This window comes from Algoriphagus sp. CAU 1675, from assembly GCF_029222925.1.
Lineage (GTDB): Bacteria > Bacteroidota > Bacteroidia > Cytophagales > Cyclobacteriaceae > Algoriphagus.
The window spans coordinates 82,433-106,899 of the sequence record NZ_JARHUI010000006.1 but is presented as its reverse complement, the minus strand read 5'-3'; the positions used below and the strand labels follow the sequence as shown (position 1 = coordinate 106,899).

The following is a 24,467-nucleotide window of genomic DNA, read 5'->3' as shown; positions in this document are numbered from 1 at the left end:
TCAATAGAAAAACTATTTTATTCATGTCAAAAATCGAATACAAAGACTTACTGGATGCTGGTGTTCACTTCGGACACTTGACGAGAAAGTGGGATCCGAGAATGGCTCCATATATCTTCATGGAGAAGAACGGAATCCATATTATCGACCTTAACAAAACGCTTGCTTGCCTCGACGAAGCATCCAACGCAATCAAGCAAATCGTACGTTCCGGCAAAAAAGTAATGTTTGTCGCTACTAAGAAGCAGGCCAAAGACTTGGTAGCAGCAGAAGCTCAGCGTCTGAACATGCCTTACGTAACCGAAAGATGGTTAGGTGGTATGTTGACCAACTTCGCTACTATCCGCAAGTCCCTGAAGAAGATGTCCTCCCTTGATAAATTGATGAAGGAAGACTCTTATAAAAACCTTGCGAAAAAAGAGCGTCTGATGGTAAGCCGTCAGAAAGACAAAATGGAAAATGTATTGGGCGGTATTGCCGACCTTAGCAGACTTCCTGCTGCTCTTTTTGTAGTAGACATCAAAAGAGAACACATTGCAATTGCCGAAGCACATAAGCTTGGTATCCCTGTTTTCGCATTGGTAGATACAAACTCCAACCCTAACGAGGTGGATTTCCCTATCCCAGCCAATGACGATGCTTTCAAATCAGTTTCTTTGCTGGTTAAAGCGTTCGGTGCAGCAATCGAAGAAGGTCTATCTGAAAGAAAGAAAGACAAAGACGAAGCTAAACTTTCTGAAGAGGAAGAAGCTAAGAGAGCTGTAGACGCAGAAACAAAAGAATAATCCACAATCGATTTGAAATACAAAAAAATTGAACATCTGGCTCCGGTCGATGTTCAATTTTTTGTTTCTACCTGACTTCTGAGCTTTGCCTCAAAGTCTTAAAAATAAACCACAACCACTCTAGTCATCTCGAAATTAGAGGGATACTAGGATGGTTCTATCAAGAAATAAAAATCGTTTAATCATAAACTGATCACACAATGGCAATTACTGCACAAGAAGTAAACAAACTGAGACAAATGACCGGTGCCGGTATGATGGACTGCAAAAAGGCTTTGACCGAAGCAGAAGGTGACTTCGAAAAAGCTGTAGACATCCTCAGAAAAAAAGGCCAAAAAGTATCTGCTTCCAGAGCTGATCGCGAAACAAAAGAAGGAGTTGTAGTAACAAAAGTTTCTGAAAACGGAGCTCAGGGAACTATCCTTTCTTTGACTTGCGAAACTGACTTCGTAGCTAAAAACGAAGAATTCGGTGCTTTCGCAAAAACTTTGATTGACCTGGCTGTTGAAAAAGGTGCTTCTACTACTGAAGAAATCCTTGCTCTTCCTTTCGAAAACATCACTGTAGCAGAGAAAATCGTAGAAATGACCGGTAAAATCGGTGAGAAAATCGAAATCTCTCATTTCGAAACTGTAAAAGCTGAAGCAGTAGTTCCTTACATCCACTCCAATGGCAAATTGGGCGTGTTGGTAGGATTGGTAAATACAAGCGGTGCTGACGTAGAAGAAGCTGGAAAAGACGTAGCAATGCAGATCGCAGCTATGAATCCAATTGCTGTTGATAAGGACGGAGTAGATTCCTCAACTATCGAAAGAGAAATTGAAGTTGGAAAAGAGCAGGCAAGAGCTGAAGGTAAGCCAGAAGAAATGCTTGAGAAAATTGCTATGGGCAAACTGAACAAGTTCTACAAGGAAAACACCCTATTGAGCCAGCAGTTTGTAAAAGACAATTCCAAGTCTATCGCTCAATACCTTGACAGTGTAAGCAAAGGCTTGACTGTAAATGCATTCAAGAGAATCTCTATCGGTTAATTTTTTCCGATCAATTGATATCAAAAAACCTTCCTGGGAGATCAGGAAGGTTTTTTTATGGTTAACCAATAAAAAACGGTTGTATTGCTACAACCGTTTCCAATTTGGAATAGCGATTTTTTTCTATCAAGGTTCCAAAGCTGCTACACCTGGAAGCACTTTTCCTTCCATATGCTCAAGTAAAGCTCCTCCACCTGTAGACACAAAAGACACCTGATCTCCGAATCCAAACTTATTCACTGCAGCTGCGGAGTCACCTCCACCGATCAGGGAATAAGCTCCGTTTCTGGTAGCCTCGGCCACAGCTTCAGCCACGGCTTTGGTTCCTTTGTCAAAAGAATCCATTTCAAACACACCCATTGGACCATTCCAAAGGATAGTTTTGGACTTCAAAATCACGTCAGCAAAGAGTTCTCTTGTCTTTGGTCCAATATCCAAGCCCATCCAACCATCAGGAATCTCTCCCTTATTGGCCAAGCCCTGCTCTGCATCATTGGCAAAGGCCTTGGAAATAACCGTATCTACAGGAAGAATTAGATTCACGCCTTTTGCTTTGGCCTTATCCATCAATTCCAAAACAAAGTCCAGCTTATCAGCTTCCAACAATGAATCCCCAATGGTTCCTCCCTGTGCTTTTGCAAAGGTGTAGGACATACCGCCACCAATGATCAGATTATCTACTTTATCCAGAAGACGCTCAATGATGAGGATTTTGTCAGAGATTTTAGCTCCACCCATAATGGCAGTGTAAGGACGCTCAGGGTTCCCCAAAACCTTGTCTGCATTTTCAAGCTCAGAAAGCATAAGGTAACCACATACCTTATTGTCAAAATACTGAGCGATTACCGCAGTAGAGGCGTGTGCACGGTGAGCAGTTCCAAATGCATCATTGACATAAACATCCCCCAAACGGGCAAGTTTTTGCGCAAACTCAGCATCTCCTTTTTCTTCTTCCTTGTAAAATCTAAGGTTCTCAAGCAATAAAACCTCTCCGGCTTTCAATCCCGTTGCAAGGCTTTCAGCTTCAGCGCCAATACAGTCAGGAGCGAATTTAACGGGTCTCCCCAATGCCTTTTCCAAGGTTGGGATAATGTGTTTCAGAGAAAACTTATCCTCAGGTCCGGTCTTTGGGCGACCCAAATGGGACATCAAAATAGCAGAACCCCCGTCTTTTAAGATCTTATTGATTGTAGGAAGAGCAGCTTGAATCCGGGTATCGTCAGTGACATTTAAACTCTCATCCAAAGGCACATTAAAATCCACTCGGATCAATGCCTTTTTGCCCTCGAAACTGAGGCTATCGACATTTTTAATTTTAGAATTCATGATTATAGGTTAATAGATTGTTTTAGGATTCTTGAAATCAGGCCTGAATTTATCAAAGATTCAGGCAAAAAACGATCTTCTAGCCGGTCAATTTAATTTACCGCCATTTATCCTTGAGCAGCAGCCCTTCGGAGACGATCATTGATCGCCCTACCTAGCCCCTTTTCAGGCATCAATTCAGTAAGAATCACTTCAGCGGGGCTTTCATCCAGTTTCCTCATGGAAGAGAACAGACATTGTGCTGCTTCCCGAATATCTCCAGCAGGGCTCAATTGGATTTGAAAGTCCTTCGCTAGCTCATCAAAGTATTTCTGAAAACTTAAAACGGCAATTTCCTTTCCTTGCTTTAAATACTGAGGAACCAAAATTTCCAAATCACCCAGTACAAAAGGCTTGCGGGGAGCATAATGGCTTTCCAACAAACCGGGAGCCTGTGGGTTGCTACTGCTATGGTTACGGACTTTTATGGGGCCAACTACACCCTCTATTTCGGATAGATCCAGGCCTCCCAATCTATAGACAGTCACATCTCCGTTTTCAATACCCACGATGGTACTTTCCAATCCTACCTGACAAGAACCTCCATCCAAAATATAGGGAATTCTTTCTCCAAGTTGTGCATTGACGTGCTGAGCGGTGGTAGGGCTGATGTATCCAAATGGGTTGGCACTTGGGGCCGCCAGAGGATAGTCCAGGCTTTCCAGCAATTCCAAAGTCAAAGCATGACTTGGAACCCGAACCGCCACCCTATCCAATCCCGAAGTAACGAGATCAGGAATGATGTTTTTTCTGGGAAGCAGCAGAGTCAAAGGCCCTGGCCAAAATTTTAATGCAAGCTTTTTTAAAACCTCAGGAAAGTCCAAAACATATGCTTCGACCTTTTCTATGGAAGAAGTATGGATAATCAGAGGATCAAAAGAAGGTCGGTTTTTAGCTTCAAAAATCCCTGCTACTGCATGAGGACTCAAGGCATTACCGGCAAGACCGTATACAGTTTCTGTGGGGATTGCAACTAACAATCCCGCATCCAATAGCTGTTTAGCTTTCGCAATGTCTTTACCGATTTCAGCCATTTACTTACAAAATTCGTCGATCCAGGACTGAGCTTCTGTATAACCCAGGGAAAGAGCCATTTTCAACTCCACACAGCCTTCTTCCTTTTCTCCCAAAGCACTCATTCTGGTCACCCCAAGTAGGTAATAAGCTGCTGCATTCTTTCCATCGAGGTTTACAGCATTGGTCAGGGATTCCAAAGCGCCCAAGGGATCATTATTGCCCAATTGAGCTTTACCCTTGTTGAAATAAACCAAAGATTGGTTAGGGTTTACCTGCAAAGCAGCATCAAAATCAAGCAGTGCATCCTCATAAGCCTCTATGCCTAAAAGTGCCAGTCCTCTATTGTAATAAATATCTGTTTGGGATGGATCCAAGCCATTGGCCATGTTATAATCCGAAACTGCTTCCTTAAATTTCCCCAATTCGAAATTTGCGTTGCCCCTGTTAAACCAAGGTCGGTAATCCGAGGAATCTGCCTCTATGGCATTTGTAAAAACGGGAACAGCTTCTTCAAAATCTCCCAGTTCCACCAAAGCCGCACCTTTTGCATTCAAGGCTCTTGCCTGCTTGGGGTTTTGCTCGATCACGCGGTCAAAATAAGTTATAGCTTCTTCCCAGGATCCGGTTTGCATTTTGGCAATACCAGCCTCCATCAATTCTTCCTCACTTGGACTGCAGCCAATCAGTCCCAGGGCCAAAAGCCCAATCATCCAAAGTTTTTTCACGGGGTTTAAATTTTGGGCAAAGATAGGGATTCAGCCTCTTTTTTCAGGCTTTTGTTGAAGTTTTACCCGGTATACTTCAGGCACAGGAACCGGCTTCATGCTTTTCATATCCACAGAAACCAAAGTACAGCGGCATCGGGAATAGACCACTTCTTCCCCGGTCTTACATTTTCCAATTAAAAACTGATCCAACTCAAAGGAGGTGTTACCCACTCGTGTACAAGCTACCAAAGCCTCAACCTGGTCTTCCAGATGAATGGGACGCAAATAATCAATAGTAATACTCGCTACCACGGTACCGGTATCCATCACATTCCAACCACAGTACTCCAAAAGATAGATGGCTCTGGAATGCTCGTAATAATTGAAATATATCCCGTTATTGACGTGGAGATACCCATCTATATCCGAAAACCTGATTTGAATGGGGCTTGAAAAATCCAGCTCGGACCTTAGCTTTTGGATGTCAAACTTCTGCATTACAGCAAAATTTCAGACTTACTGGTTTTTTCCAGCATCCTCAGAATTGAAGGATTATACCCAATCATATCCACTACCGAATCAAAGGCAATCCAAGCAAGAGAGATGCTCTCGTCACTCATCTGCAAAGGCTCGTTGATATCCGCTTCAATCAAAAAACGGACGTCGTAATGAAAATGCTCTGGAACATGGGGACGCTCTGGAATTATATGTTTATCCAGATCAAAAATAGTTGACTCCACCAATTTGAGTTTACTCAATCCACTTTCCTCTCTTGCTTCCTTCAGCGCCACTTCGATTAGGTTTTCTTCTCCATCGGCATGCCCTCCCAACTGCAACCATCTACCAAGTTTCCTATGCAAGGTCAACAAGGTATGGGTGCGTTCGGCATTGACTATCCAAGTAGATGCAGTGAAGTGTCCTGCGAGTCTTTCCCGCTTGTAGGCCAAGGGATCTTCTGTCAGACTGATAAAATCAGCAATGAAGTTTGACTCCTCTTCATAAGGAGTCCTGTATTTGGTAAGTTGGTCTTTCAGAGAAATTCTATCCATCATGTAGTTTTAAACACACTATCAATTAATAGGTCATAGGGTTGGGCCTGTTGGTAAAGCCTATCTGAATAAACCGTAGCCAGAAATTTGATATAACTGGGCTGGTTATCTACACTGACTTTTTCAATGCTAATATTCCCAAATAACTGGGAAATCAATTCATTTTCTTCAGGATTTTGCAAGGGAGGTTTGAAATAGAACTTTTCGGTAACCTTTACCTGCTCGTTGATTTCTTCAAACTTCCTATCCAGACTTACCTGCCTATATCCCAAATCTAGGATGCGTCGGGAAAAAGCCAAGAAAAGACTGGAAAAAGATTTGATATCCAAGGGCGGTTCATAGCTTACTGCAAAGCCATTTGCGTAGGGAGATTCAAAAAGATGGACTTGTGGACTCTCGTTGATTTGAGTTCTCTTGAAATGAATATTCTTATAAATTAAGCCCATAAGCTCTATCCCTTGCTGGGAATCCAGCCACGTATTTATCTCATAAATCTCCTCTTCTTTCAGGCTGAAATTCTCCTTGTAATTCACAGGTGTTTTCCCGGAATCTCTGAAAATTTTCTTCAACAAGTCATCCAGAAAATTACCCATGATTCTTAATTGTAAGTTTGCCATCCGGAAGTAAACTGATCAAACCAGAATCAATTAGACCTCGGATTATTCCCAAAGTGAACTCCCCTGAAGGGAGTCTCAATTTTTCCAATAAATTTTGTTGAGTTAACTCTCCCTCAACTTTTAAAGCTTCCAGAATCCGAGATTTCAAATTTTCAGCCCTCTTTTCGGGATCCGAATTTTTCTTATCCTCCACACACCAATCACAAATTCCACAGGTTGCGTCGCTTTTCTCTCCAAAATATTCCTGAATAAACTGCGTTCTGCAAATTACCTTTTGACTGGCATAGGTGACCATGCTATTCGCCTTATCCAAGGTCAGCTTCCGTCTCATCTCAATTCGTTTGGTATTCAAAGGCAATTTACCCGCATCAAAGCGTGGAGTTAAAAAAATAATCTGGGGCTTATCTTTCCTTTTTTCATAATCTACGACTTCCATTTGCGCCAGTTGATCGAGCAATAATACGAACTCCTTTTCCGATATTGATAAGGTCTTGGCCAATTTGGATTCATTGATTTTTAGGTATTCAGAAAAGAGATTTCCCCCGTAAGTTCTCAACAAAACTTTGATTACAGGATCCAGCTTTGCCTGTGCGATCTGAACCTCATAGAGTCGTTGAGGATTCACAAGGAAATGAAGTTTAGAGGGGCTGAAATAGCTTTCACTAAGTCCAATAAAACCTTCCTCCTCCAAAACTTTCAGAGCATAGAAGGTATCCAAAACCTCAAGCTGATAGGTCTCTGCAAACTCACTCCATTCAAAATCATAGCTACTCAGGAGATTGCTCCCCACCGCGATCCGGTAGTAATTGGCTAGGCATTGGTAAACTCGCTTCACAAAATCATTAGGAGGATAAACTAAAGCAGCACGATCCAACAAAGTCTCAAAGTCTCCCTCATTACAAAGTAGAACGGCATAGGACTTCTTCCCGTCCCTTCCGGCTCTTCCAGCTTCCTGATAGTAATTTTCCAGATTTTCGGGCATATCGGAATGAATTACAACCCGAACATCTGGCTTGTCTATCCCCATCCCAAAGGCATTGGTACTGACCATGACCCGGATTTGATTATTCATCCAGGCCTCTTGCTGTTGGGCCCGTACTTCCATGGAAAGTCCCGCATGATAGGCCCCTGCGCTAATCCCCATTTGATTCAATGCCCTGGTGATCTGATGGGTATGCTGCCGGTTCCTGACATACCAGATCGCAGTACCTCCGACACGATTTAATATCTCTACGCCTTTTTCAAGCTTGTTTTCAATAAGCCGAACACTATAACTCAGATTTTTTCTGGCAAAACTTTGCCTAAAAAAAGCAGGTTGCTTCATCTCCAGTTTCTCCAGAATATCGGCACAAACTTCTGGAGTTGCCGAGGCGGTCAAAGCCAAAACGGGCACATTGGGGTGGTAAACTTTTATCTGTGCGATCTCCAAATAAGGCGGTCTGAAATCATATCCCCATTGAGAAATACAATGGGCCTCATCCACTGCAATCAAATTGATGTTCATTTGGCGAAAACGCTCAATAAAAAGCTCCGATTTTAAGCGTTCGGGAGAAACATAAAGGAATTTATAGCCTCCAAAGATGCAATTGTCCAAAGTGCGGTCAATTTCCCGGTAACTCATGCCCGAATAAATTGCTGCCGCAAAAACTCCTTTTTTGCGAAGATTATCCACCTGGTCCTTCATCAGGGCAATCAGTGGGCTGATGACCAGACAAACCCCTTCATTTACCAAAGCAGGAACCTGGTAGCACAGGGATTTACCTCCCCCTGTTGGCATCAAGGCAAGTGTATCTTTCCCGGAAAGAACCGAATCGATCACCTGCTTTTGAACCGGGCGAAATTCACCCCATCCAAAGACTTCTTTTAAGATTTGGAGTGCACTTGTTTCCACCTACCAGTTTGGGGTCTCTTTATTTAAAAATGAGTTGATTCCTTTTACACAGTCCGGATGGGCCCTGGCATCTGCATTCACTTCTGCTGCACGGTTCAGAGCTTCTTCTCGGGAAGCTTGATGAATTGACCTCATGAGCTTTTTAGTCTCGGAAATGGAATTGGCAGAATTTTGACTGGCAAGTTTGTGGGAAAAATCCAGCACTGCTTTTTCCAAAAATTCAGCATGCACCACTTCGGTAATCAACCCCAATTCGGCTGCCTTTGAAGCGGATATCAACTCCCCTGCCAAGAGAAGTTCCTGGGCTTTGGCGACACCGATCTGTTCCTGCAAAAAAACCGAAACCAAAGCCGGAACGAAGCCAATTTTAGCTTCGGTATATCCGAACAAGGCCGCCGGTACAGCAAAGGCAAAATCACAAACCGTCACCAAGCCACATCCACCGGCTAGCGCATGCCCCTGAACCTCCGCAATGACCACTTTAGGGATGTTGTAAATCAGGGAAAACAACTCTTTGAGCCTATGACTGTCTTCTAGGTTTTCTTCCTTCGAGAAGTTCTGCAATTGCTGCAGATAGGCCAAATCCGCCCCTGCACAAAAAGCCTTCCCCTCTGCCCGTAACCGGATGATTTTTACATCCTGGTTTTCGGCCATCTCTTCAAAAGCCACAAACAAATCCCGGATCAGTTCGGGACTGAGGGCATTTCTTTTTTCGGGACGATTCATTGTAATCGTTCCTATTCGGTCACTTACATTGGTTTGTACGGAAGAACTCATGAATTTCTGATTAAATTCTCAGGAATCAAGTTAGGACGAGAATGAAGGATTCACAAAATCCAAGCTTAAAAAAGTATCCGAATAGCCGATCCGGAAAAATCCAGACTGTCTTTTCTAGCATAATTCTCCCAGAAACCATCCTTCCAGACCTGCGCTTGGGAAGGGATCTTGGGGTCTAAGAAAAGTATCTGATTGCTTTTGCTTAATTTGACTCCAACCTCTGGAAAATAAAGTTTCAAGTCCCCTTCTTCAATGGCCTTTAAGGATCCAGGAAATCCGCTCCATCCCATTGCGATCCGGTTTGGCTTGACTAAATAATCTATATCTTCATTACTAATCCCCTCATTCCAGGATTGGAGACTTTTCCCGTTCCAAAAATCCATCATCCAACCTTTCTGAGATCGGTAAACTACCAAAGCAGAATCCGGTTTATCCAGTTCTTGATGGAGACGATACGCAGCCCAAACAAAGAGAAAAAGGAATGCTGTTTGGATAAGCTTCTTTTTGGAAAAATGATCCCAAAGCCCCCAAACCAACAATAATCCCCAAATAGCGAGCATAGTTGGGAAAAAGATTGTCAGTCCATCCATTCTGCTTCCGGGTAGAATCTGGATGAACTGCAGTACCCAAAACTGGATTTTCAGTAAAAAATTCAAAACCATCCCCAATGCATCCCCCAAATAGGGAACAAAGCCAAGAACTAAAAATGGGATTCCCACATTCATGGCCAAAAAGGTAAGCGGAACCACCACCAAATTGGCCATTAAAAAATAGGGAGGAAAGGAGTGAAAGTACCAAACAGAAAGGGGGAAAGTCGCTAATTGAGCAGCGACACTGACACAAATCAATTGCCAGATATATTCCATCACCTTGTTGGGTGGAAGCCACCAGCGGAGGATCAAAGGCTGAATAACAACGATTCCAAGCACGGCTAAATAGGAAAGCTGAAATCCCACTTCAAACAAAACCTCAGGATCAATGACAATCATCAGCATGGCAGAAAAAGCGAGAATATTAAAAATGGAAGGCTTTCTTTCCCGCATCTGCCCCAAGACAATCAAGGAAAACATCACTGAAGCACGAAGCACAGATGGAGACAGTCCCGTCAGAAAAGCATAAACCCAAATGACCAGTACCACTCCCAACAAGTAGAATTTTTTCTTCCTCCTTCCCAAACTCAATGGTTTGATTAAGAGAATTAAAACCCCGACCAAGATTCCCACATGCAAACCAGACACAGCCAATACATGCATCACCCCCGTCTCAGAATAAGCCTTTCTGGTATCCCTGTCCAGATGTTGTTTTTGTCCCAGTAACAAAGCCAAAGCAATATTCTGGCTTTGCCTGTCAGACACCTTGGACTGGATAAGCCCTTTGAGCTTTTCACGGAGGTTCTCCACCCAAAAGCTTGAGGTTTTAGTGGCATTTGAATCCAACAAAAACAGCTCGTCTTTCACGAACTGCCTATTTGCTATCCCCTTTCTGGCTAAAAAACCTCGATAATCAAACTCATGGGGATTCACCGGGGGAGGCACGGATTCAGGAGCTTTTGCAATGCTTATGATTTGTCCGGGTTTAAGCTTGGCTTCAGTTCGGTGATAGAGCAATACTTTCCCCTTGGCACTTTCCCAAGTCCCATCCTTCTTAATAAATTTTACTTCAAGTAGGTTTTCTCGGGAGTTGGGCTTTTCTTGATCATATTGAAGAACTTCGGCGATATAGGGATAAGCAATTTCATTTGAATAGGGCTGGGTCAACAAAAACCCAGACTGCCACGCAAGTATCCCAAGTAAAACCAGTTGGGAATAAGGAAGCCAAAACTGTTTGAAGCCTTCTTTCCTGTACAGCACCAAAAGCAGATAGGCAATCCAGTTGATACTTAGGAGAACCATTGTAATCCATAAGGGGAAAGCCCAGTGTGTTTTTCCTAGAAAAACACCGGAAAGCAAAAAAGGGAGATACCTTAAAAATGGAAAATCAGAAAAGCTCATGGCAAAAAGTAAAACCTTAAGCTACTGATTTTTAAGCAAAAAAAAAGAGCCTCTTCAGGCTCTTTGTGTTTTATGACGTTTCAGAATCTATATCCTAATGAAAATCCACCATTGGGTTCAATTCTGGAAAATCTTTCTGCTACTTCATCGTTGAATCCTCGGGAGACGCTTGCGTAAGGCCCAAAGGCAAAGTGCGAAGAGAATTCCCATTTGTACCCCAATCCAACGCCCAAGAGAAAGGTATTCATATTGGTAGTCTGAATCCCTCCATTTTTGGTTTCTTCAAAATCCCCAAAGCGAACTTTGGCCAAAGGATAAATGTAAAATCTCCCATTTGGATTATCCCCAAAGTAGAAATTCATAGATGCCTGAAGGGAATTGGTTTTGTAGTTTTTTCCTTTTCCCTCAAGATTATATCCAAATCGGTCATTGATGTGGGCCTGAAAATCCAGGGAATGATCCTCACTCAGGTATTTTTCATATCCCACCTCTATGGAGCCCAGAACAATCATGTTGAGGAAATTCATCTTTACCTCATTGGAAAATTCTCCTCTCACACCACTGCTGCTGGATATAAGCTCCTGTGCCTTTATGAATGGGGACAAGGCCAAAATCAAAGCTGTTGTAAAAATCAGTCTTTTCATAAGAAAATAGTTTAAGTTGGTTTAATCAAATTTATTTCAACTGCATCTTGTAATGCAGAATATTACACTCCTCAAAAATATCTCCAACCTTTTCGAAGCCAAATTTGGCATACAAAGGAACTGCCAATAACTGAGCGTGGAGATATTTGATCTTTTCCTTGGTTTCCTCCTGAGAGGCAATATCATTCAAAACTGCTCTAACAAGTCCCTGCCCCACTCCTTTCCCTCTGGCTTCCTGAAGTACTGCAAACCGCTCCAGTTTAACCCCATTGGAAGTATATCTCCATCGGGCGGTACCGACCGGTTTCCCATCCAATTTCGCCAAAAAATGGCTAGATGAATCCTCAAACTTGTCGTATTCTGCTGCGGGGTCCACTTCTTGTTCGAATACAAATACTTTCTCGCGAATGGCAAAGGCAAAATCCAGTTCTTCTTTACTGGTTATTTTTTCTACCTGCAGACTCATTTTTGTACTGATCTTTTTCTATTTGATTTTTTTCGTAGGCCTCGATAATGGCCTTAACCAATTTATGACGAATGACATCCTTGCCACTTAGATTCACTATTCCAATGCCTTTCACGTCTTTCAATATCCGTAAGGCCTCAGACAAGCCTGATTTCTGTCTTACTGGCAAATCCACCTGGGTCTGATCCCCTGTGATGATTACCTTGGAGTTGGGTCCCATTCGTGTCAAAAACATTTTGATCTGCTCAGAGGTGGTGTTTTGGGCCTCATCCAACAAGACAAAGGCGTCATGTAGAGTCCTTCCGCGCATGTAGGCCAATGGGGCAATTTCAATTACCCGGGTCTCCTGATAGTATTTCAACTTTTCAGGTGGCACCATATCCTGAAGGGCATCATAAATCGGCCTTAAATAAGGATCCAGCTTTTCCTGCAAGTCCCCCGGCAAAAAACCTAAATTCTCTCCAGCTTCTACTGCTGGACGCGTGATGATGATGCGTTTGACCTCTCTGTTTTTCAGGGCACGAACTGCCAGAGCCACTGCGATATAGGTCTTTCCCGTACCAGCAGGCCCCAAGGCAAAAACAAGGTCATTTTTGACTGCTGCTTCTACTAGTTTTCGTTGATTGGGGGATTTCGGTTTGATCACCAAGCCCTTGTTGCCAAACACAATCACCTGGTCCCGGTTGGCTTCCTGAAAAGGAACCCCTTCGACATCCAGATAATCCTTGACATTTTCGGGAGTCAGGTGCCCAAAGCGATCTACATGCTCCAAAAGGAGATTAATCAGATTATTGATCCGAAGGATTTCCGGAGCTCCCCCCTGGATTCGGATTTCATTTCCGCGGGAGATGATTTTACTCTGGGGAAAAGCCTGTGCAACCTGTCGGATATTTTCATTTGCCTGACCTAAAAACTCAGCCAAGGGCACATTTTCCAGTGTAATTACTTTTTCTACCAATCTGTTTTCTTTGATGTGAGAATGTTAGAGTGGGTACCAATAAAATTTTTATTTTTGCCTACACCCCATTAACAAAAGTACATAAATTTAATTGACTTGCTTCTATGGCATTGGTGACATTCCTCTCAGACTTTGGGGATAAAGACTATTACGTACCGGCAGTAAAAGCCAAAATGCTTGCCATCAATCCGCAACTGAATATCATTGATATTTCTCACAATATTGAAACCTTTGACCTAGCGCATGCGGCCTTTATTTTAAGGGCGACTTTCAGGGATTTCCCAAAGGGAACTGTTCATCTAGTTGCGATCAATACAACAGGCAGTATGACCCAAGGATACATTGGGGTCAAATTGGAAGAGCATATTTTCATAGGACCAAACAATGGGATCTTGAGCCTTTTGGCCGATCAGGATCCGGGGATCATGGTTCAGTTTGCGGATATCCATATCAAAGACACTTCCTTCCCCACCAAGGACATTCTTGCTCCCATAGCTGCCAAAGTAGCTTCCGGGGCTGCCATTCATGATTTTGGAGGTCCTCTGACGAAATTCAGAAAACTGATGCCTAGAAACGCCAAGGCAACCCGGGAACAAATCATAGGGCATGTGGCCCGGATAGACCGCTATGGCAATCTGATCACCAACATCAAGAAGGAAGTTTTCGAAAAACTAAACCCCGGCAACTTCACCATAGAATTTGGCAGGGAAACCCTCCAAAAGCTGAATACTGGGTGTGATCAGGTAGAACCGGGAGATTGCTTTGCTTATTTCAACAGTCTGGACCTTTTAGAAATCGGAATCAACCACGGACATGGAGCCAATTTACTTGGTCTGAGAGTGGACAGTGTTGTTCATATCAATTTCAACTCCTAAGCCATGCTGATCCGAATCGTCAGAATGACTTTCCGGGAAAATGAGACCGGTGCTTTCCTGAAAATCTTCGAGGAGAGTAAGCATTTGATCCGAAATTTCCCGGGTTGTAAGCATTTGGAGCTTTGGCAGGACGAAAATCAAAAAAATATTTTCATCACCTATTCATTTTGGGAAGACGAGAGCGCATTGAATCAATACCGTGATTCTGAGCTTTTTAAATCCGTCTGGAAAGACACCAAGAGGCTTTTTTCAGACAAACCCATGGCATTTAGCTCAAAAAAAATGCAGGAAGTGAAAGTCTGAAGTTGTAGGAAAAAAAAATTGTTTTCATATTTGCATCCCGTTCGGAAAGGAACGGGAAAGGTTTAGAAAACCTACTTGAAATGCCCAGGTGGCGGAATTGGTAGACGCGTTGGTCTCAAACACCAATGAGGTTACACTCGTGCCGGTTCGACTCCGGCCCTGGGTACAAGAAACCCCTTCAGAAGCAATTTTGAAGGGGTTTTGTATTTTTTGGCAAACATATTTCAATTCTCCGCTCATAGCAGACTGCCCTCCTCCTTAGAATGGACTTGGAATCTTCAATTTTTTAATAAACCTTAATAGGTTAACTCTATCACTCCATAAAATTTTCCCCGGTATCCGGGTCTTCGATTACTATTGTGGAGAATCCTCGATCTATCAAATATACCTACTTCTCAGAAGAAAAAGCTCTAACCTCATCATACACTAGAATTTGATTAATCTTTTGGGTATCATTCAATCTGGGAGCATCCATTAGCCTCCCCAGTCCAAGTTTTAACTTTGGCAAGAGTATTGAAAGTGGTAAAAGAATCCGATAAATTATATTTTTAAATTGTAAAGATTAAGAAAGAAATATCCAAGAGAGAACACCTTGTTCGGTGTATTTTTTAGTAACTTCTCACTTTAGATATTTATCCAACTTAATTTTTAAACAATTCAATTTAAAATTATAACCTATGAAAAAGTTCCTTTTCCCCATTTTCCTTCTTTTTATTTGCGCAAATGGATGGGCTCAAACACATCTTTACGAACACCCAAACATAGACCAGTACATTGCCCGTCAGAATAAAGTCGCCATTTTACCCTTCAAGACTTCAATCACTCTACGACCAAAAGACATGAAGTCGATGACCAATGAGCAAATAATGAAATTGGAAGAAGATGAAGGTTACAGCATCCAAAGTGCAATGCATTCCTGGTTCCTGAAAAGAGAAAAAACAGGAAAACTGAAAGTAAGCTTTTTAGACCCTATGACCACGAATGCCAAACTTAGAAAAATGGGAGTGGATTTCACAAATTTACAGGATTACACACCTGATGAATTAGCAGACATGTTAGAGGTTGATGCGATCATTATGGGCACCTTTGAAACCAACAAACCTATGTCCGAGGGGGCTTCCCTTGCATTGGGGCTCTTAGCTGGATTTTATGGAAGCACTAATAAAGCCGTCTTGAACATGTCAATTTATGACAGCGAAGATGGCACGCAAATCGCAAATTACAATAAAGGAATTTCTGGATCTATGGGATCCTCTACGGAAGATTTAATCAACATACTCATGAGGAAAGCATCAAGGAGGATTTCATATACTGAATAAAGATTTTTCAGGGCGATTGAAAAAAATCCAGTCGCCCTGATTTTTATTTAAACTAAGGCCCCATTTCTTGATCTTTTTAAGATACTCCTCGTGAATCCTGCTTTGTGCGTCTACATTGCCACTACCAAGCCTGATTGGTTTTAGGTGGCCCCTTTTTGTAATAGTTCGGAGCAAATGACCTACAGCATGTATGGGAGGCAATCAGCTAAAACTTTGGATACTTCCCAAGTAGCTTTCTTTTCGGTTCCTTAAAATACTTCTTCCATTCAATTATTTCATTGATCCCTGCATCTTGAACTACATCTTTGATTTAGTCATTGAAGTTTTATAGAGAAATTTCTTCACTCTTTCGGAAATTAACACGGGGTTAATCTCCTATGGCCTGATTTCCATAATCAATACAAATCACCGGACCAGTAAATCGGAACTCTTCGAGAATTTCTAAGTCAAACATGAGACAAAATTTTAGACAGATGAATTTGTCGCTTTAGCCATTGCGACTTTTTAAATGCTGCTAACTCCTGATCAGAAATGGGAGAATTTTTCTTATTCTATTAAAAAAAGAAAAACTTTAAACTAATAAAACATTAACACTTTGTTATCTAAGCAAAAATGGACATCAACATGGATAGATCATTCCTTCGTTTCATTTGAATGAGTTATCGAATTACCTTTATTGACTTTTAATTCAATTTCAACTATCTAACAAACAATGAAAAAACTCACCCCTCTTTTTTTGATCCTATTTGGCTGCAATATCATTCCGCCGGAGCCCTCCGATTTCACCATAGAGGAAGTAACAGTCGTAGATGGCCCCAATTTCCGAGTGCAGGACAGTGTAGGCCTTTTGCTCGTAGTTAAAGGGCTTCCTTCCACTAATGAATGGCGGATGGTATGGGAAGTAAACGGACAGGATGTGTTTAGCGAAAGTGTAGCGGGAAAGTCTGGAAGAATTGTCAGCCTGAAAAAATTCAAAGGATCTCAGACAGGTGAATACCTTTACCGAGGCTGCATTGAATCCAAATTAATGCGGGTTTGCGGTGAACAGCAATTTTTCCTTCAGTAAATCCCCCAGCCGAATTAACCCGTGAAGTATGCCTCCAATTCGCTCATCATGGCGGATTTGTCATTCAGGTCACGGATGATCTTCCCTTTTTCAAGCAATACAATCCGGTCACAGAGTTCCGTGACATGGTTTAGGTCATGGGAGGAGATCAGGAAAGTGATCCTGGAATTCTCCTTTTCCTGAAGAATGAGTTTTTTCAGCCTGATCTGTGAACTTGGATCCAGGTTTTCGAATGGCTCATCCAACAATACCACCTCTGGTTTACCCATCATCGCGGCTGCAATCCCAACTTTTTTTAGATTCCCTTTGGACAAATCGCGGATGTATTTTTTCTTTCCTAACACTTCCTCATTGAATAGCTCCACAAACTTGTCCAGATGCAATTTCAAATCGGACTCCGACATTCCATAAATCTTCCGCAGTGTCTGAAAATACTCATCCGGAGTCAGGTACCCCAACAACATATGCTCATCTAGATAAGCGCCTGTACTGGCTTTCCATTCTTCGGATTTACTCACCTCCACCCCGTTGATCTCCACATAACCGGATGTAGCCCTTACCAGATCTAAAATGATTCTGAACAAAGTGGTTTTCCCTGCCCCATTATTTCCTACCAACCCAAAACACTGGGAGCCGGGAATGAAAAGTTCCTCCACATCCAACACCACATTTTCTTTGTATTGCTTTTTCAGATTCTTTACAGTGATCATAATTCTTGTCGAAAAGAAGATGAGATTTCGTATTTATTGTTGTATACCCGGTTGACATTAATCCTGCTAAGTGGCTTAAAAGCCAGGATCCCGACCACACCACATATCCCCAAAGCCAACAGGCCTGCATAGTCATTGATCAACAGGGAAAATGGCAGGTAAACCAGATAAGGCAGGCCCATCAAAGGAAGTACCATCAACCATTGGGCAGCGCCAACCCCTTCATAGTTGAACATGGCTCCCTTATTCAGGTCAAATGGTTTCGGCTTCCAAAGTGCCAGGTAAATGATAACATGAACCAAAATGCCAACATTGAACAAATAGGTTGCAACGTGAATTAGCAAAATATGCCAGCCAAAATACACATAGGGAACGGAGGCCAAAAAACAGAGCCCCGATATCCCAAAAAACAACAGGTATTTCCCCTGAATTAAGGCCTCTACTCCGGATTTTTTATTAAGGAAAAAATCAAAATTGCCTGAATTCCAACCGAGAAACAATTGCCCATACTGGATCATAAAAATCCCGGTGATGAAAATCCCCACAAATATGTAAATCGGAGAAATTTCCCCTGCCACACCATAGGCAGGATTGGTATAAAAAATCAAACCGTAAAGCAGGAAGAAGGCCGAAAGCGTCAGGAAGGTCCGGCTTCTTTTATGCCTGATGATGAGTTTCCATTCCAAATTGGCCAACTCCCCAGCCAAGCCAAACCTCGAAAGCAGACCGATAGATTTCCCCACAAACCTGACATCCTCTTCCTCTGAGAGGTCCTCCAAATACGCATGATCCAGATAATAGCCAAAACACAACCAATAACTCAAAGCTGCCAGCAAAAGCATTCCCATGACAGATACAGGGTGGAGAATTGCAAAATCAAATACCGGCTTCATAAGCTCTCCCAAGTTGTACCAGCCAAAGTAACTTGAGCCTGCACTTGCCAATAAAACGGCGAAAACGCCGGCCAAGCCCCAAATACTGTCTTCAAAGCGCTGCTTAAACCAAAGCATAAACCAATGAAGTGTCCAGCTGGTCAGCAATATGGATCCAATCCACCCCAACAAGGACATCAGTCCAAACTCCGGAAAAATCACCTGCACTCCAAAAGGGAGAAAAAGAAGCAAGGCGATGAGATTGATAGGAGAAATAAAGGAGCGGACGAGAAGCATGTGAATGATCTTGTTCTTTCCTATGGGAAGATGAAGAAGGCTTTCTAACTCCACCACCGGAAGCTTTTGGATAAAATACCGGTACATGAATTCCGTCAGGAAGAAAAAGACCAAGTAACTGTTCAATACAGTCAAGGGATCCTGCCCTTCAGCCAGTTGCTCAATGATTCTCCCTAAAAACAATCCTGCCAAAAACACATAACTCAACAAGAGCAAAATGACAAAGCCAACGAAAATGCCCGTGAGTAAACTTTTGGCAAAGGAGGTGGATCGAGCGGTTTTCAGAAACTGCAACCGAATCAATTCGAAAAACATAGGCCAAATCTTTCTATGAAAATTATATCTTGCCCAAGATATGGATATTTTGGGTCAATCATAGTTTGATCCATTCTGAGATTCAAAATTGAGGCAAATGGTACAGGAAATTGGTTTCTTTGAAGCGGTGGAACAGCGCAGGTCTATTCGCATATTTGATCAGGAAGCTCCCTTTGATCACGACATAGTCAAAAAATGTCTGGAAGCGGCCATTTTGTCCCCCAATAGTTCCAACCTCCAACTGTACGAGTTTATCAGGGTTCCTGAGAGTTCAGCATTGAAAAATCCCTTGGCCCAACTTTGCATGCACCAAAAAGCAGCAACTACAGCCCGCGAATTAGTGGTAGTAATTACCCGGAGGGATCTCTGGAAATCCCGGGCAAAGGCAAACTATGAGTATATCAAACACTCCCGGCAAAATCAGTCCCCGGAGAAAATCAAAAGGGCATTGAGCTATTACGACAAATTGATTCCCAAACTATTTGGAAAATATCCCGGATGGTCCACTCTGAAAAAAATCGTGGCCTGGTGGGTTGGTTTGCGAAGACCTATGGTCAGGGAAGTCGGTGAATCCGAAGTGCGAATATCCGTCCACAAAAGTGCCGCCTTGGCCTCCATGACTTTCATGCTGGGAATGAAAGCCTCAGGCTATGACACCTGCCCCATGGAAGGCTATGATTCCAAACGGATCAAAAAACTGTTAAACTTGCCCAAGGCATCTGAAATCTGCATGATCATAGGCTGTGGCAAGGGACTTCCGGAGGGAATCTATGGAGAGCGCTTCCGCTTGCCAAAGGAGGAACTCATCTTTACCAAGGCATAAAAAATCCCGGAAGGTTTGTTCCGGGAATTCTTATCAGGGATTCAATCTCGCCAAAATATCCTTGGCCTGATGCCATTGTAGGCGGGGCCCAAACTGACTTACGATTTGTGAACTGGCCATAGAAGCCAGTTTTCCACTAGAAGCATAACTGTGCCCGTTGGTAACCCCATACAGAAATGCTCCCGCAAACATATCTCCTGCCCCATTGCTGTCGATGGCGGTGGTTTTATAGGGTTCGATGTCTATAAAAGTATCTCCGTCAAAGATCATCGCTCCGTTTTTGCCTTGAGTGATCACAAAATGCTTTGCTGCTTTTTTCATTTCCTCACGGACCTCCATCAAATTACTTTTTCCGGTATACAGCATAGCTTCTTCCTCATTGGCAAAAAGCAAATCCACACTCGGACCGATGACATCATCAAAATTCCCTTTAAAATATTTGACCATGGCTGGATCAGAAAAAGTCAATGCCACCTTGGTTCCGGATTCCTCCGCTACTTTTTTTGCATGAAGCATGGCTTCTTTTCCATTGGGAGAGGTCACCAAATATCCTTCAATAAATAAAAACTGAGAGTCTTTGATCGCAGAATCATGAATATCCTTTACGGAGAAATTCTGAGTGATTCCAAGAAAAGTATTCATCGTCCTTTCAGAGTCCTCAGTCACCATCACCAGACATTTACCTGTTACCCCGTTTTCCAAAAGTTCCGGAACCAAGGCAACATCAACACCTGAATCAATTAAATTTTGCAAATAGAAATGTCCCAAGTCATCATTGGCCACCCGAAAACAATAAAAGGACTTCCCTCCAAATTGACTCACAGCTACCACAGTATTGGCAGCAGAACCACCAGCTTGCTTTTTCGCAACATCATGGTTGATGGTTTTCATCAGGTGATTTTGCCGGTCTTCGTCCACCAAAGTCATCAGGCCTTTTTCCACGCCATTGTCAGCAAAAAACTGATCATTTACCTCAAACTCAATATCTACCAAGGCATTTCCTATGCCCGCTACGTCGTATTTTTTCATTTATGGAATTGTATTATTGAAAGATTACCTTGGAAAGCTAATGGAAATCATAAATAGGACAAGACTACCAGCTTTAGCCTCGTCAAAGTTCTTGTTTAATCAAAGATGGGATGTCTCTCGAAGGGCTTTTCCCGATCGAACAAATAACGATAGGTATGATGGGTCTTGTAGATGGTCGCCAGAAGCTGTTCACAAACCCGCATCATCTTCGGATTGAAATCCCCGATCCAGTTCATCTCAATGGTCTTGTAAGGGAAAGAGGATTTTCCGCTCATTTTGTCGTAACTGATGATCATCGCACTTTCCACTCCCTTGCCCTGGTGCTCAGGAACCACACCAAAAACTAAACCCAGCATTTTATTGGGTGGAGAAAAGGTCTTGTACCAGAGAAACTTCAACTTCCCAATCAAATCCATCTTCCCGTTTACATGTTTGAAAATCTGGTTGATCTCCGGGATTTGAATGAAAAAGGAAACGGGCTCCCCTTTGTAAAACCCGAAATAAATCAAACGGGCATCGATGATGGGTTTCATTTTCCCAAACATCAGCTGAGCTTCTTTCAGGGAAAGGGACTTCCCCATGTGACGGGCCCAAGCTTTATTGTAAACGGTCATGAAATATTCCGGCGCTTTCTCCTGAAGTTCCTTCCCCTTGATATAGCGAAATGAATAATCCGGATTATCGATTACGGCATTGGCCCTCTTGATCATTTTCTCATCAAAGCCCAATTCCTGCACCGGACGCATGTAGGTAAACTGCTTGAAATACAGCTGAAATCCGTAATCCTCGAAGAACTTCTGATAGTAACTGAAATTATAAGGCATATTGTAGTTGGGCTCGGTAAACCCATCTACCAACAAGCCCCACCACTTGTCCCGTTCGCCGAAATTGATCGGGCCATCCATGGCTTCCATCCCCTCGCTTTGCAACCAATCCTTAGCCACGTCAAAGAGCATAAACGCTGCTTCCTCGCTATCAATACATTCAAAAAAACCAACCCCGCCTGTAGGTTGCTTTTCTTTCATCTTGGGATTGATAAAGGCTGCAATCCTACCAATGGTCTTTCCGGCATCATCCTGAAGCAGCCAGCGTTTGGCTTTGGCTCCGTTTCTGAAAAGCTTATTGGTCTCCGGATGAAAAAGTCCTTCGATGTCATTGTCCAGGGGACGGATCCAGTTTTTTTCCTTTTTATACAGCCTGACCGCCATCTCAATAAATTCCTTCTGATGGGCAGGCGTGGTCACTTCAATCAGCTTCATTCGGGGGGGGGGATTTTAGTCGGCTAAATTAACCCAAGGAAGTCAAACGGCAAAAATTAACGCTTAGGAGCCAGGTTAGGATAATCCGTAATAATCCCATCCACTCCCATATCCAGTAAGGCATTCATCTGTTCGGCAGTATTGACTGTCCATGGGACAATCTTCATTCCTCTTTCATGAAGGACTTGAACCGCCTCCTTGGACAGCGCACTGAAATGGGGAGAATAAATTTCGGGCTGAAATCCCAACTCTTCCAGTTGCTTTTCATATTCTGCCGCATTGGAAACCAACATGGCAAGTTCCACATCTGGATGCTTTTTGTGGAGATATTGCAGCACCCTAAAGTCAAAGGACTGGATATTCACCCGCTCCAAACCTATGGTTTCCTGGATTAGTTTCAGAACTATTTCCGAAAACTCCCCGACTTCCGGATGGTAAACCCCGTCTCCTTCAGGAGAGCTTTTGATTTCAATATTGTAATTAGGTTTCAAGTACCCAAAGTTATCCGCATACTGATCCACTACTGCAAAAACATCCTTCAACCTAGGCTTGGTCACATGGAATTTAACCTGCTGAGGAAATCCCGGATGTATTTTGCTTCCACAATCATAAGTCTGGATTTCCTGATAGGTCATTTGATAAATATTGTGTGATTTATCATCAGAGAGAATCTCGGCTCCTTCCGGATCCCAACATATCAGCGGATTCATGTATGGCTCATGGGAAACGATCACCTCTCCGTCTTTGGAGATTGCCAAATCCACTTCCAAACGGGTAGAACCTAACTCCAGGGCTTTGATCATAGCCGGGATGGTGTTTTCCGGCATCAAGCCTCTTGCTCCTCTATGGCCTTGCATATCATAGGAAAATTGAGCAAAACCGGAAATCGGAAAGCCCCCCAAAAGTACTATGAGAATATTTTTCAAAAACTTCATGTTGGATGTCATATAAACTTAATTTCTTAAAAGGAAGAATGAATTCAAATCGACTTGTGATCTAAACATACTTTCCTGTGCTGACTGAATGGCATCAACCGCACCTCTCGGAGATGACCGATATCCCTTCGAACTATGAATTCTTAAAGGTTGAGAATTAAAGTCGGAGTCAATGGAATTTGAATAATCGGGAGCATAATTTTGTTGGTCTATGATTTTACCTTCAAAGCTATAGAAGTTCCATAATCCGATCCGATCAGGACCGACCATTCTCCCCGCAGCAGTAACTCGATCTGATTTTGGAAAATAAAAGTACCAGTCGCCCTTTGGAATTCCTTTGGAATATTTACCCTTCGCTATAATGTGCCCCTCTGAATCATAGAATATTCGCTGGCCGGTTCCTTTCTTCAACTTGCCCCCTTTTAATTCCTTTACTCCAACCATAAATGGCCCCACCGAAACCAATTCTCCTTTTTTGAAATATTCAACTTGTGAAGTTTGTCCGGATTCATCAACCAGTATCCATTCTCCTTCTTTTTGTCCATCCACATAGCTTCCTTTTCTATAAAAGCCATTGACAACATCAACCTGCTCGGTCCATTCACCGGAAGCTATTCCTTGATTAAAAGTCCCTTTGAAAACTAATTTTCCATTTTTGTCATAAGAAACCCATTCGCCATTTGGACTTCCGTTCAAAAAGTTCCCACGTAAAATCAGCTTTCCTTCATAGGTTCCTCTTTCTTGCAAATTACCATTTCCAAAAAATACCCGGTACTCTCCATTAATTTTGCCATTTTGATAAGGTATCTCCCATTGGGACTTGCCGTCAGGGAAATAACCTTTTGAATTGCCTTGCATCAAGCCTTCTTTATATATGACTTCAAACTTGGTGATTCCAGTTTCATAAAACTCTTCCCAACTCCCTTCTCTTTTTCCATCGAGATAGGTTCCTTGGGTTTTTATTTCACCATTTTTATGAAACTCCCGAAAATCACCACTTTGCTTTCCTTCCTCGAAGGATGTGATAGACTTAATTTCCCCTGACGGATAATTTTCTTGAAACAAGCCATCCGGAAGATCTCCTTTGAAATGGATTTGAAATACTACTCGTTCTGGAGTGAATTTCTCTTCGAATACTTTCTGATTTGCTTTCAGCAAACTCGGTTCGGGATTGTCTAGTGGATTATTTGAATAGTAAACCCTCCACAATCCTTCTTTTTTTCCATTTAAAATTTTACCCACTCCCAATAGATTGGTATTCCCGAAATACAAATAACTCAGTTGCTCTGAATCAGGGGATGAAAGAAAAAGAAAAATAGATGCAATAAGTGACCACATATTAGTCCTGTTAAATAGCTATTCAAAT

At 42.6% G+C, this 24,467-nt stretch carries 25 protein-coding genes and 1 tRNA gene; 8 read left to right on the top strand and 18 right to left on the bottom strand.

Annotated features, from left to right (window positions below):
- Positions 1-23 precede the first annotated feature (23 nt).
- Positions 24-785 (top strand): 30S ribosomal protein S2, encoded by a 762-nt coding sequence (gene rpsB, locus P2G54_RS14370; protein WP_275872242.1) that lies wholly within the window; start codon positions 24-26, stop codon positions 783-785.
- 200 nt (positions 786-985) lie between these two features.
- A complete protein-coding gene (gene tsf / locus P2G54_RS14365) occupies positions 986-1,816 on the top strand; it encodes a translation elongation factor Ts (protein ID WP_275872241.1) in 831 nt (276 codons plus the stop codon).
- A 126-nt stretch (positions 1,817-1,942) separates the two neighbouring features.
- On the opposite strand, the gene P2G54_RS14360 is transcribed toward tsf, so the two are convergent.
- The 12 genes from P2G54_RS14360 to P2G54_RS14305 form a co-directional block, all read right to left on the bottom strand.
- Positions 1,943-3,142 carry a phosphoglycerate kinase gene (locus P2G54_RS14360; protein WP_275872240.1) on the bottom strand — a complete coding sequence of 400 codons (1,200 nt, stop codon included), beginning with the start codon at positions 3,140-3,142 and terminating at the stop codon, positions 1,943-1,945.
- A gap of 107 nt (positions 3,143-3,249) precedes the next feature.
- Positions 3,250-4,215, bottom strand: coding sequence for an L-threonylcarbamoyladenylate synthase (locus P2G54_RS14355; RefSeq protein ID WP_275872239.1), 966 nt, complete (start codon positions 4,213-4,215; stop codon positions 3,250-3,252).
- Positions 4,216-4,908 carry a tetratricopeptide repeat protein gene (locus tag P2G54_RS14350; protein ID WP_275872455.1) on the bottom strand — a complete coding sequence of 231 codons (693 nt, stop codon included), beginning with the start codon at positions 4,906-4,908 and terminating at the stop codon, positions 4,216-4,218.
- Between the two features lie 45 nt (positions 4,909-4,953).
- Positions 4,954-5,403 carry a thioesterase family protein gene (locus tag P2G54_RS14345; protein WP_275872238.1) on the bottom strand — a complete coding sequence of 150 codons (450 nt, stop codon included), beginning with the start codon at positions 5,401-5,403 and terminating at the stop codon, positions 4,954-4,956.
- Complete coding sequence (locus P2G54_RS14340; RefSeq protein WP_275872454.1) at positions 5,403-5,954, bottom strand: NUDIX hydrolase; 552 nt, start codon at positions 5,952-5,954, stop codon at positions 5,403-5,405. Before P2G54_RS14340 ends, P2G54_RS14345 begins: the two co-directional genes overlap by 1 nt.
- On the bottom strand, positions 5,954-6,547 hold the full coding sequence (locus P2G54_RS14335; protein WP_275872237.1) for a hypothetical protein: 594 nt from the start codon (positions 6,545-6,547) through the stop codon (positions 5,954-5,956). Before P2G54_RS14335 ends, P2G54_RS14340 begins: the two co-directional genes overlap by 1 nt.
- Entirely contained in the window at positions 6,540-8,462 is a 1,923-nt protein-coding gene (locus P2G54_RS14330; protein WP_275872236.1) for an ATP-dependent DNA helicase RecQ, read from the bottom strand. The genes P2G54_RS14335 and P2G54_RS14330 overlap by 8 nt, the downstream gene beginning before the upstream one ends.
- On the bottom strand, positions 8,463-9,239 hold the full coding sequence (locus P2G54_RS14325; RefSeq protein WP_275872235.1) for an enoyl-CoA hydratase-related protein: 777 nt from the start codon (positions 9,237-9,239) through the stop codon (positions 8,463-8,465).
- Positions 9,240-9,304: 65 nt separating this feature from the next.
- Positions 9,305-11,131 carry a ComEC/Rec2 family competence protein gene (locus P2G54_RS14320; protein WP_275872234.1) on the bottom strand — a complete coding sequence of 609 codons (1,827 nt, stop codon included), beginning with the start codon at positions 11,129-11,131 and terminating at the stop codon, positions 9,305-9,307.
- A 179-nt stretch (positions 11,132-11,310) separates the two neighbouring features.
- Positions 11,311-11,874, bottom strand: coding sequence for a DUF3575 domain-containing protein (locus P2G54_RS14315; RefSeq protein ID WP_275872233.1), 564 nt, complete (start codon positions 11,872-11,874; stop codon positions 11,311-11,313).
- Positions 11,875-11,905: 31 nt separating this feature from the next.
- Positions 11,906-12,340, bottom strand: a complete 435-nt coding sequence (locus P2G54_RS14310; protein WP_275872232.1) for a GNAT family N-acetyltransferase — start codon at positions 12,338-12,340, stop codon at positions 11,906-11,908.
- Positions 12,309-13,298 (bottom strand): PhoH family protein, encoded by a 990-nt coding sequence (locus P2G54_RS14305; protein ID WP_275872231.1) that lies wholly within the window; start codon positions 13,296-13,298, stop codon positions 12,309-12,311. Before P2G54_RS14305 ends, P2G54_RS14310 begins: the two co-directional genes overlap by 32 nt.
- A gap of 104 nt (positions 13,299-13,402) precedes the next feature.
- Between P2G54_RS14305 and P2G54_RS14300 the strand changes: the two genes are divergently transcribed.
- From P2G54_RS14300 to P2G54_RS14280, 5 genes are all read left to right on the top strand, one after another.
- Positions 13,403-14,173 (top strand): SAM-dependent chlorinase/fluorinase, encoded by a 771-nt coding sequence (locus P2G54_RS14300; RefSeq protein ID WP_275872230.1) that lies wholly within the window; start codon positions 13,403-13,405, stop codon positions 14,171-14,173.
- 3 nt (positions 14,174-14,176) lie between these two features.
- Positions 14,177-14,476 carry an antibiotic biosynthesis monooxygenase family protein gene (locus tag P2G54_RS14295; RefSeq protein ID WP_275872229.1) on the top strand — a complete coding sequence of 100 codons (300 nt, stop codon included), beginning with the start codon at positions 14,177-14,179 and terminating at the stop codon, positions 14,474-14,476.
- An 82-nt stretch (positions 14,477-14,558) separates the two neighbouring features.
- Positions 14,559-14,642, top strand: a tRNA-Leu gene (locus tag P2G54_RS14290).
- Positions 14,643-15,153: 511 nt separating this feature from the next.
- Positions 15,154-15,795 carry a hypothetical protein gene (locus P2G54_RS14285; RefSeq protein WP_275872228.1) on the top strand — a complete coding sequence of 214 codons (642 nt, stop codon included), beginning with the start codon at positions 15,154-15,156 and terminating at the stop codon, positions 15,793-15,795.
- 712 nt (positions 15,796-16,507) lie between these two features.
- Positions 16,508-16,861: a hypothetical protein gene (locus P2G54_RS14280; RefSeq protein WP_275872227.1), complete on the top strand. Its 354-nt coding sequence runs from the start codon at positions 16,508-16,510 to the stop codon at positions 16,859-16,861.
- A 14-nt stretch (positions 16,862-16,875) separates the two neighbouring features.
- On the opposite strand, the gene P2G54_RS14275 is transcribed toward P2G54_RS14280, so the two are convergent.
- Both P2G54_RS14275 and P2G54_RS14270 read right to left on the bottom strand, forming a co-directional pair.
- The gene (locus P2G54_RS14275) at positions 16,876-17,571 is read right to left on the bottom strand and encodes an ABC transporter ATP-binding protein (protein ID WP_275872226.1); all 696 of its coding nucleotides are present in this window, start codon (positions 17,569-17,571) and stop codon (positions 16,876-16,878) included.
- Positions 17,568-19,055 (bottom strand): DUF5687 family protein, encoded by a 1,488-nt coding sequence (locus P2G54_RS14270; RefSeq protein WP_275872225.1) that lies wholly within the window; start codon positions 19,053-19,055, stop codon positions 17,568-17,570. Before P2G54_RS14270 ends, P2G54_RS14275 begins: the two co-directional genes overlap by 4 nt.
- Before the next feature lie 97 nt (positions 19,056-19,152).
- On the opposite strand from P2G54_RS14270, the gene P2G54_RS14265 reads away from it, so the two are divergent.
- Positions 19,153-19,878, top strand: coding sequence for a nitroreductase family protein (locus P2G54_RS14265; RefSeq protein WP_275872224.1), 726 nt, complete (start codon positions 19,153-19,155; stop codon positions 19,876-19,878).
- A 33-nt stretch (positions 19,879-19,911) separates the two neighbouring features.
- On the opposite strand, the gene P2G54_RS14260 is transcribed toward P2G54_RS14265, so the two are convergent.
- The 4 genes from P2G54_RS14260 to P2G54_RS14245 all read right to left on the bottom strand — a co-directional run bounded on the left by P2G54_RS14260 (position 19,912) and on the right by P2G54_RS14245 (position 24,439).
- Complete coding sequence (locus tag P2G54_RS14260; RefSeq protein ID WP_275872223.1) at positions 19,912-20,907, bottom strand: adenosine kinase; 996 nt, start codon at positions 20,905-20,907, stop codon at positions 19,912-19,914.
- A 95-nt stretch (positions 20,908-21,002) separates the two neighbouring features.
- Positions 21,003-22,166, bottom strand: a complete 1,164-nt coding sequence (locus P2G54_RS14255) for a hypothetical protein (protein ID WP_275872222.1) — start codon at positions 22,164-22,166, stop codon at positions 21,003-21,005.
- A gap of 56 nt (positions 22,167-22,222) precedes the next feature.
- Positions 22,223-23,113: a glycerophosphodiester phosphodiesterase family protein gene (locus P2G54_RS14250; RefSeq protein WP_275872221.1), complete on the bottom strand. Its 891-nt coding sequence runs from the start codon at positions 23,111-23,113 to the stop codon at positions 22,223-22,225.
- Between the two features lie 6 nt (positions 23,114-23,119).
- Positions 23,120-24,439 carry a toxin-antitoxin system YwqK family antitoxin gene (locus P2G54_RS14245; RefSeq protein ID WP_275872220.1) on the bottom strand — a complete coding sequence of 440 codons (1,320 nt, stop codon included), beginning with the start codon at positions 24,437-24,439 and terminating at the stop codon, positions 23,120-23,122.
- Positions 24,440-24,467: the final 28 nt, after the last annotated feature.

Coding starts and splice junctions, on each gene's coding strand:
- rpsB (WP_275872242.1), top strand. CDS start 24: ATGTCAAAAATCGAATACAAAGACTTACTGGATGCTGGTGTTCACTTC.
- tsf (WP_275872241.1), top strand. CDS start 986: ATGGCAATTACTGCACAAGAAGTAAACAAACTGAGACAAATGACCGGT.
- P2G54_RS14360 (WP_275872240.1), bottom strand. CDS start 3,142: ATGAATTCTAAAATTAAAAATGTCGATAGCCTCAGTTTCGAGGGCAAA.
- P2G54_RS14355 (WP_275872239.1), bottom strand. CDS start 4,215: ATGGCTGAAATCGGTAAAGACATTGCGAAAGCTAAACAGCTATTGGAT.
- P2G54_RS14350 (WP_275872455.1), bottom strand. CDS start 4,908: ATGATTGGGCTTTTGGCCCTGGGACTGATTGGCTGCAGTCCAAGTGAG.
- P2G54_RS14345 (WP_275872238.1), bottom strand. CDS start 5,403: ATGCAGAAGTTTGACATCCAAAAGCTAAGGTCCGAGCTGGATTTTTCA.
- P2G54_RS14340 (WP_275872454.1), bottom strand. CDS start 5,954: ATGGATAGAATTTCTCTGAAAGACCAACTTACCAAATACAGGACTCCT.
- P2G54_RS14335 (WP_275872237.1), bottom strand. CDS start 6,547: ATGGGTAATTTTCTGGATGACTTGTTGAAGAAAATTTTCAGAGATTCC.
- P2G54_RS14325 (WP_275872235.1), bottom strand. CDS start 9,239: ATGAGTTCTTCCGTACAAACCAATGTAAGTGACCGAATAGGAACGATT.
- P2G54_RS14320 (WP_275872234.1), bottom strand. CDS start 11,131: ATGGTTCTCCTAAGTATCAACTGGATTGCCTATCTGCTTTTGGTGCTG.
- P2G54_RS14315 (WP_275872233.1), bottom strand. CDS start 11,874: ATGAAAAGACTGATTTTTACAACAGCTTTGATTTTGGCCTTGTCCCCA.
- P2G54_RS14310 (WP_275872232.1), bottom strand. CDS start 12,340: ATGAGTCTGCAGGTAGAAAAAATAACCAGTAAAGAAGAACTGGATTTT.
- P2G54_RS14300 (WP_275872230.1), top strand. CDS start 13,403: ATGGCATTGGTGACATTCCTCTCAGACTTTGGGGATAAAGACTATTAC.
- P2G54_RS14295 (WP_275872229.1), top strand. CDS start 14,177: ATGCTGATCCGAATCGTCAGAATGACTTTCCGGGAAAATGAGACCGGT.
- P2G54_RS14285 (WP_275872228.1), top strand. CDS start 15,154: ATGAAAAAGTTCCTTTTCCCCATTTTCCTTCTTTTTATTTGCGCAAAT.
- P2G54_RS14280 (WP_275872227.1), top strand. CDS start 16,508: ATGAAAAAACTCACCCCTCTTTTTTTGATCCTATTTGGCTGCAATATC.
- P2G54_RS14275 (WP_275872226.1), bottom strand. CDS start 17,571: ATGATCACTGTAAAGAATCTGAAAAAGCAATACAAAGAAAATGTGGTG.
- P2G54_RS14270 (WP_275872225.1), bottom strand. CDS start 19,055: ATGTTTTTCGAATTGATTCGGTTGCAGTTTCTGAAAACCGCTCGATCC.
- P2G54_RS14265 (WP_275872224.1), top strand. CDS start 19,153: ATGGTACAGGAAATTGGTTTCTTTGAAGCGGTGGAACAGCGCAGGTCT.
- P2G54_RS14260 (WP_275872223.1), bottom strand. CDS start 20,907: ATGAAAAAATACGACGTAGCGGGCATAGGAAATGCCTTGGTAGATATT.
- P2G54_RS14255 (WP_275872222.1), bottom strand. CDS start 22,166: ATGAAGCTGATTGAAGTGACCACGCCTGCCCATCAGAAGGAATTTATT.
- P2G54_RS14250 (WP_275872221.1), bottom strand. CDS start 23,113: ATGACATCCAACATGAAGTTTTTGAAAAATATTCTCATAGTACTTTTG.
- P2G54_RS14245 (WP_275872220.1), bottom strand. CDS start 24,439: ATGTGGTCACTTATTGCATCTATTTTTCTTTTTCTTTCATCCCCTGAT.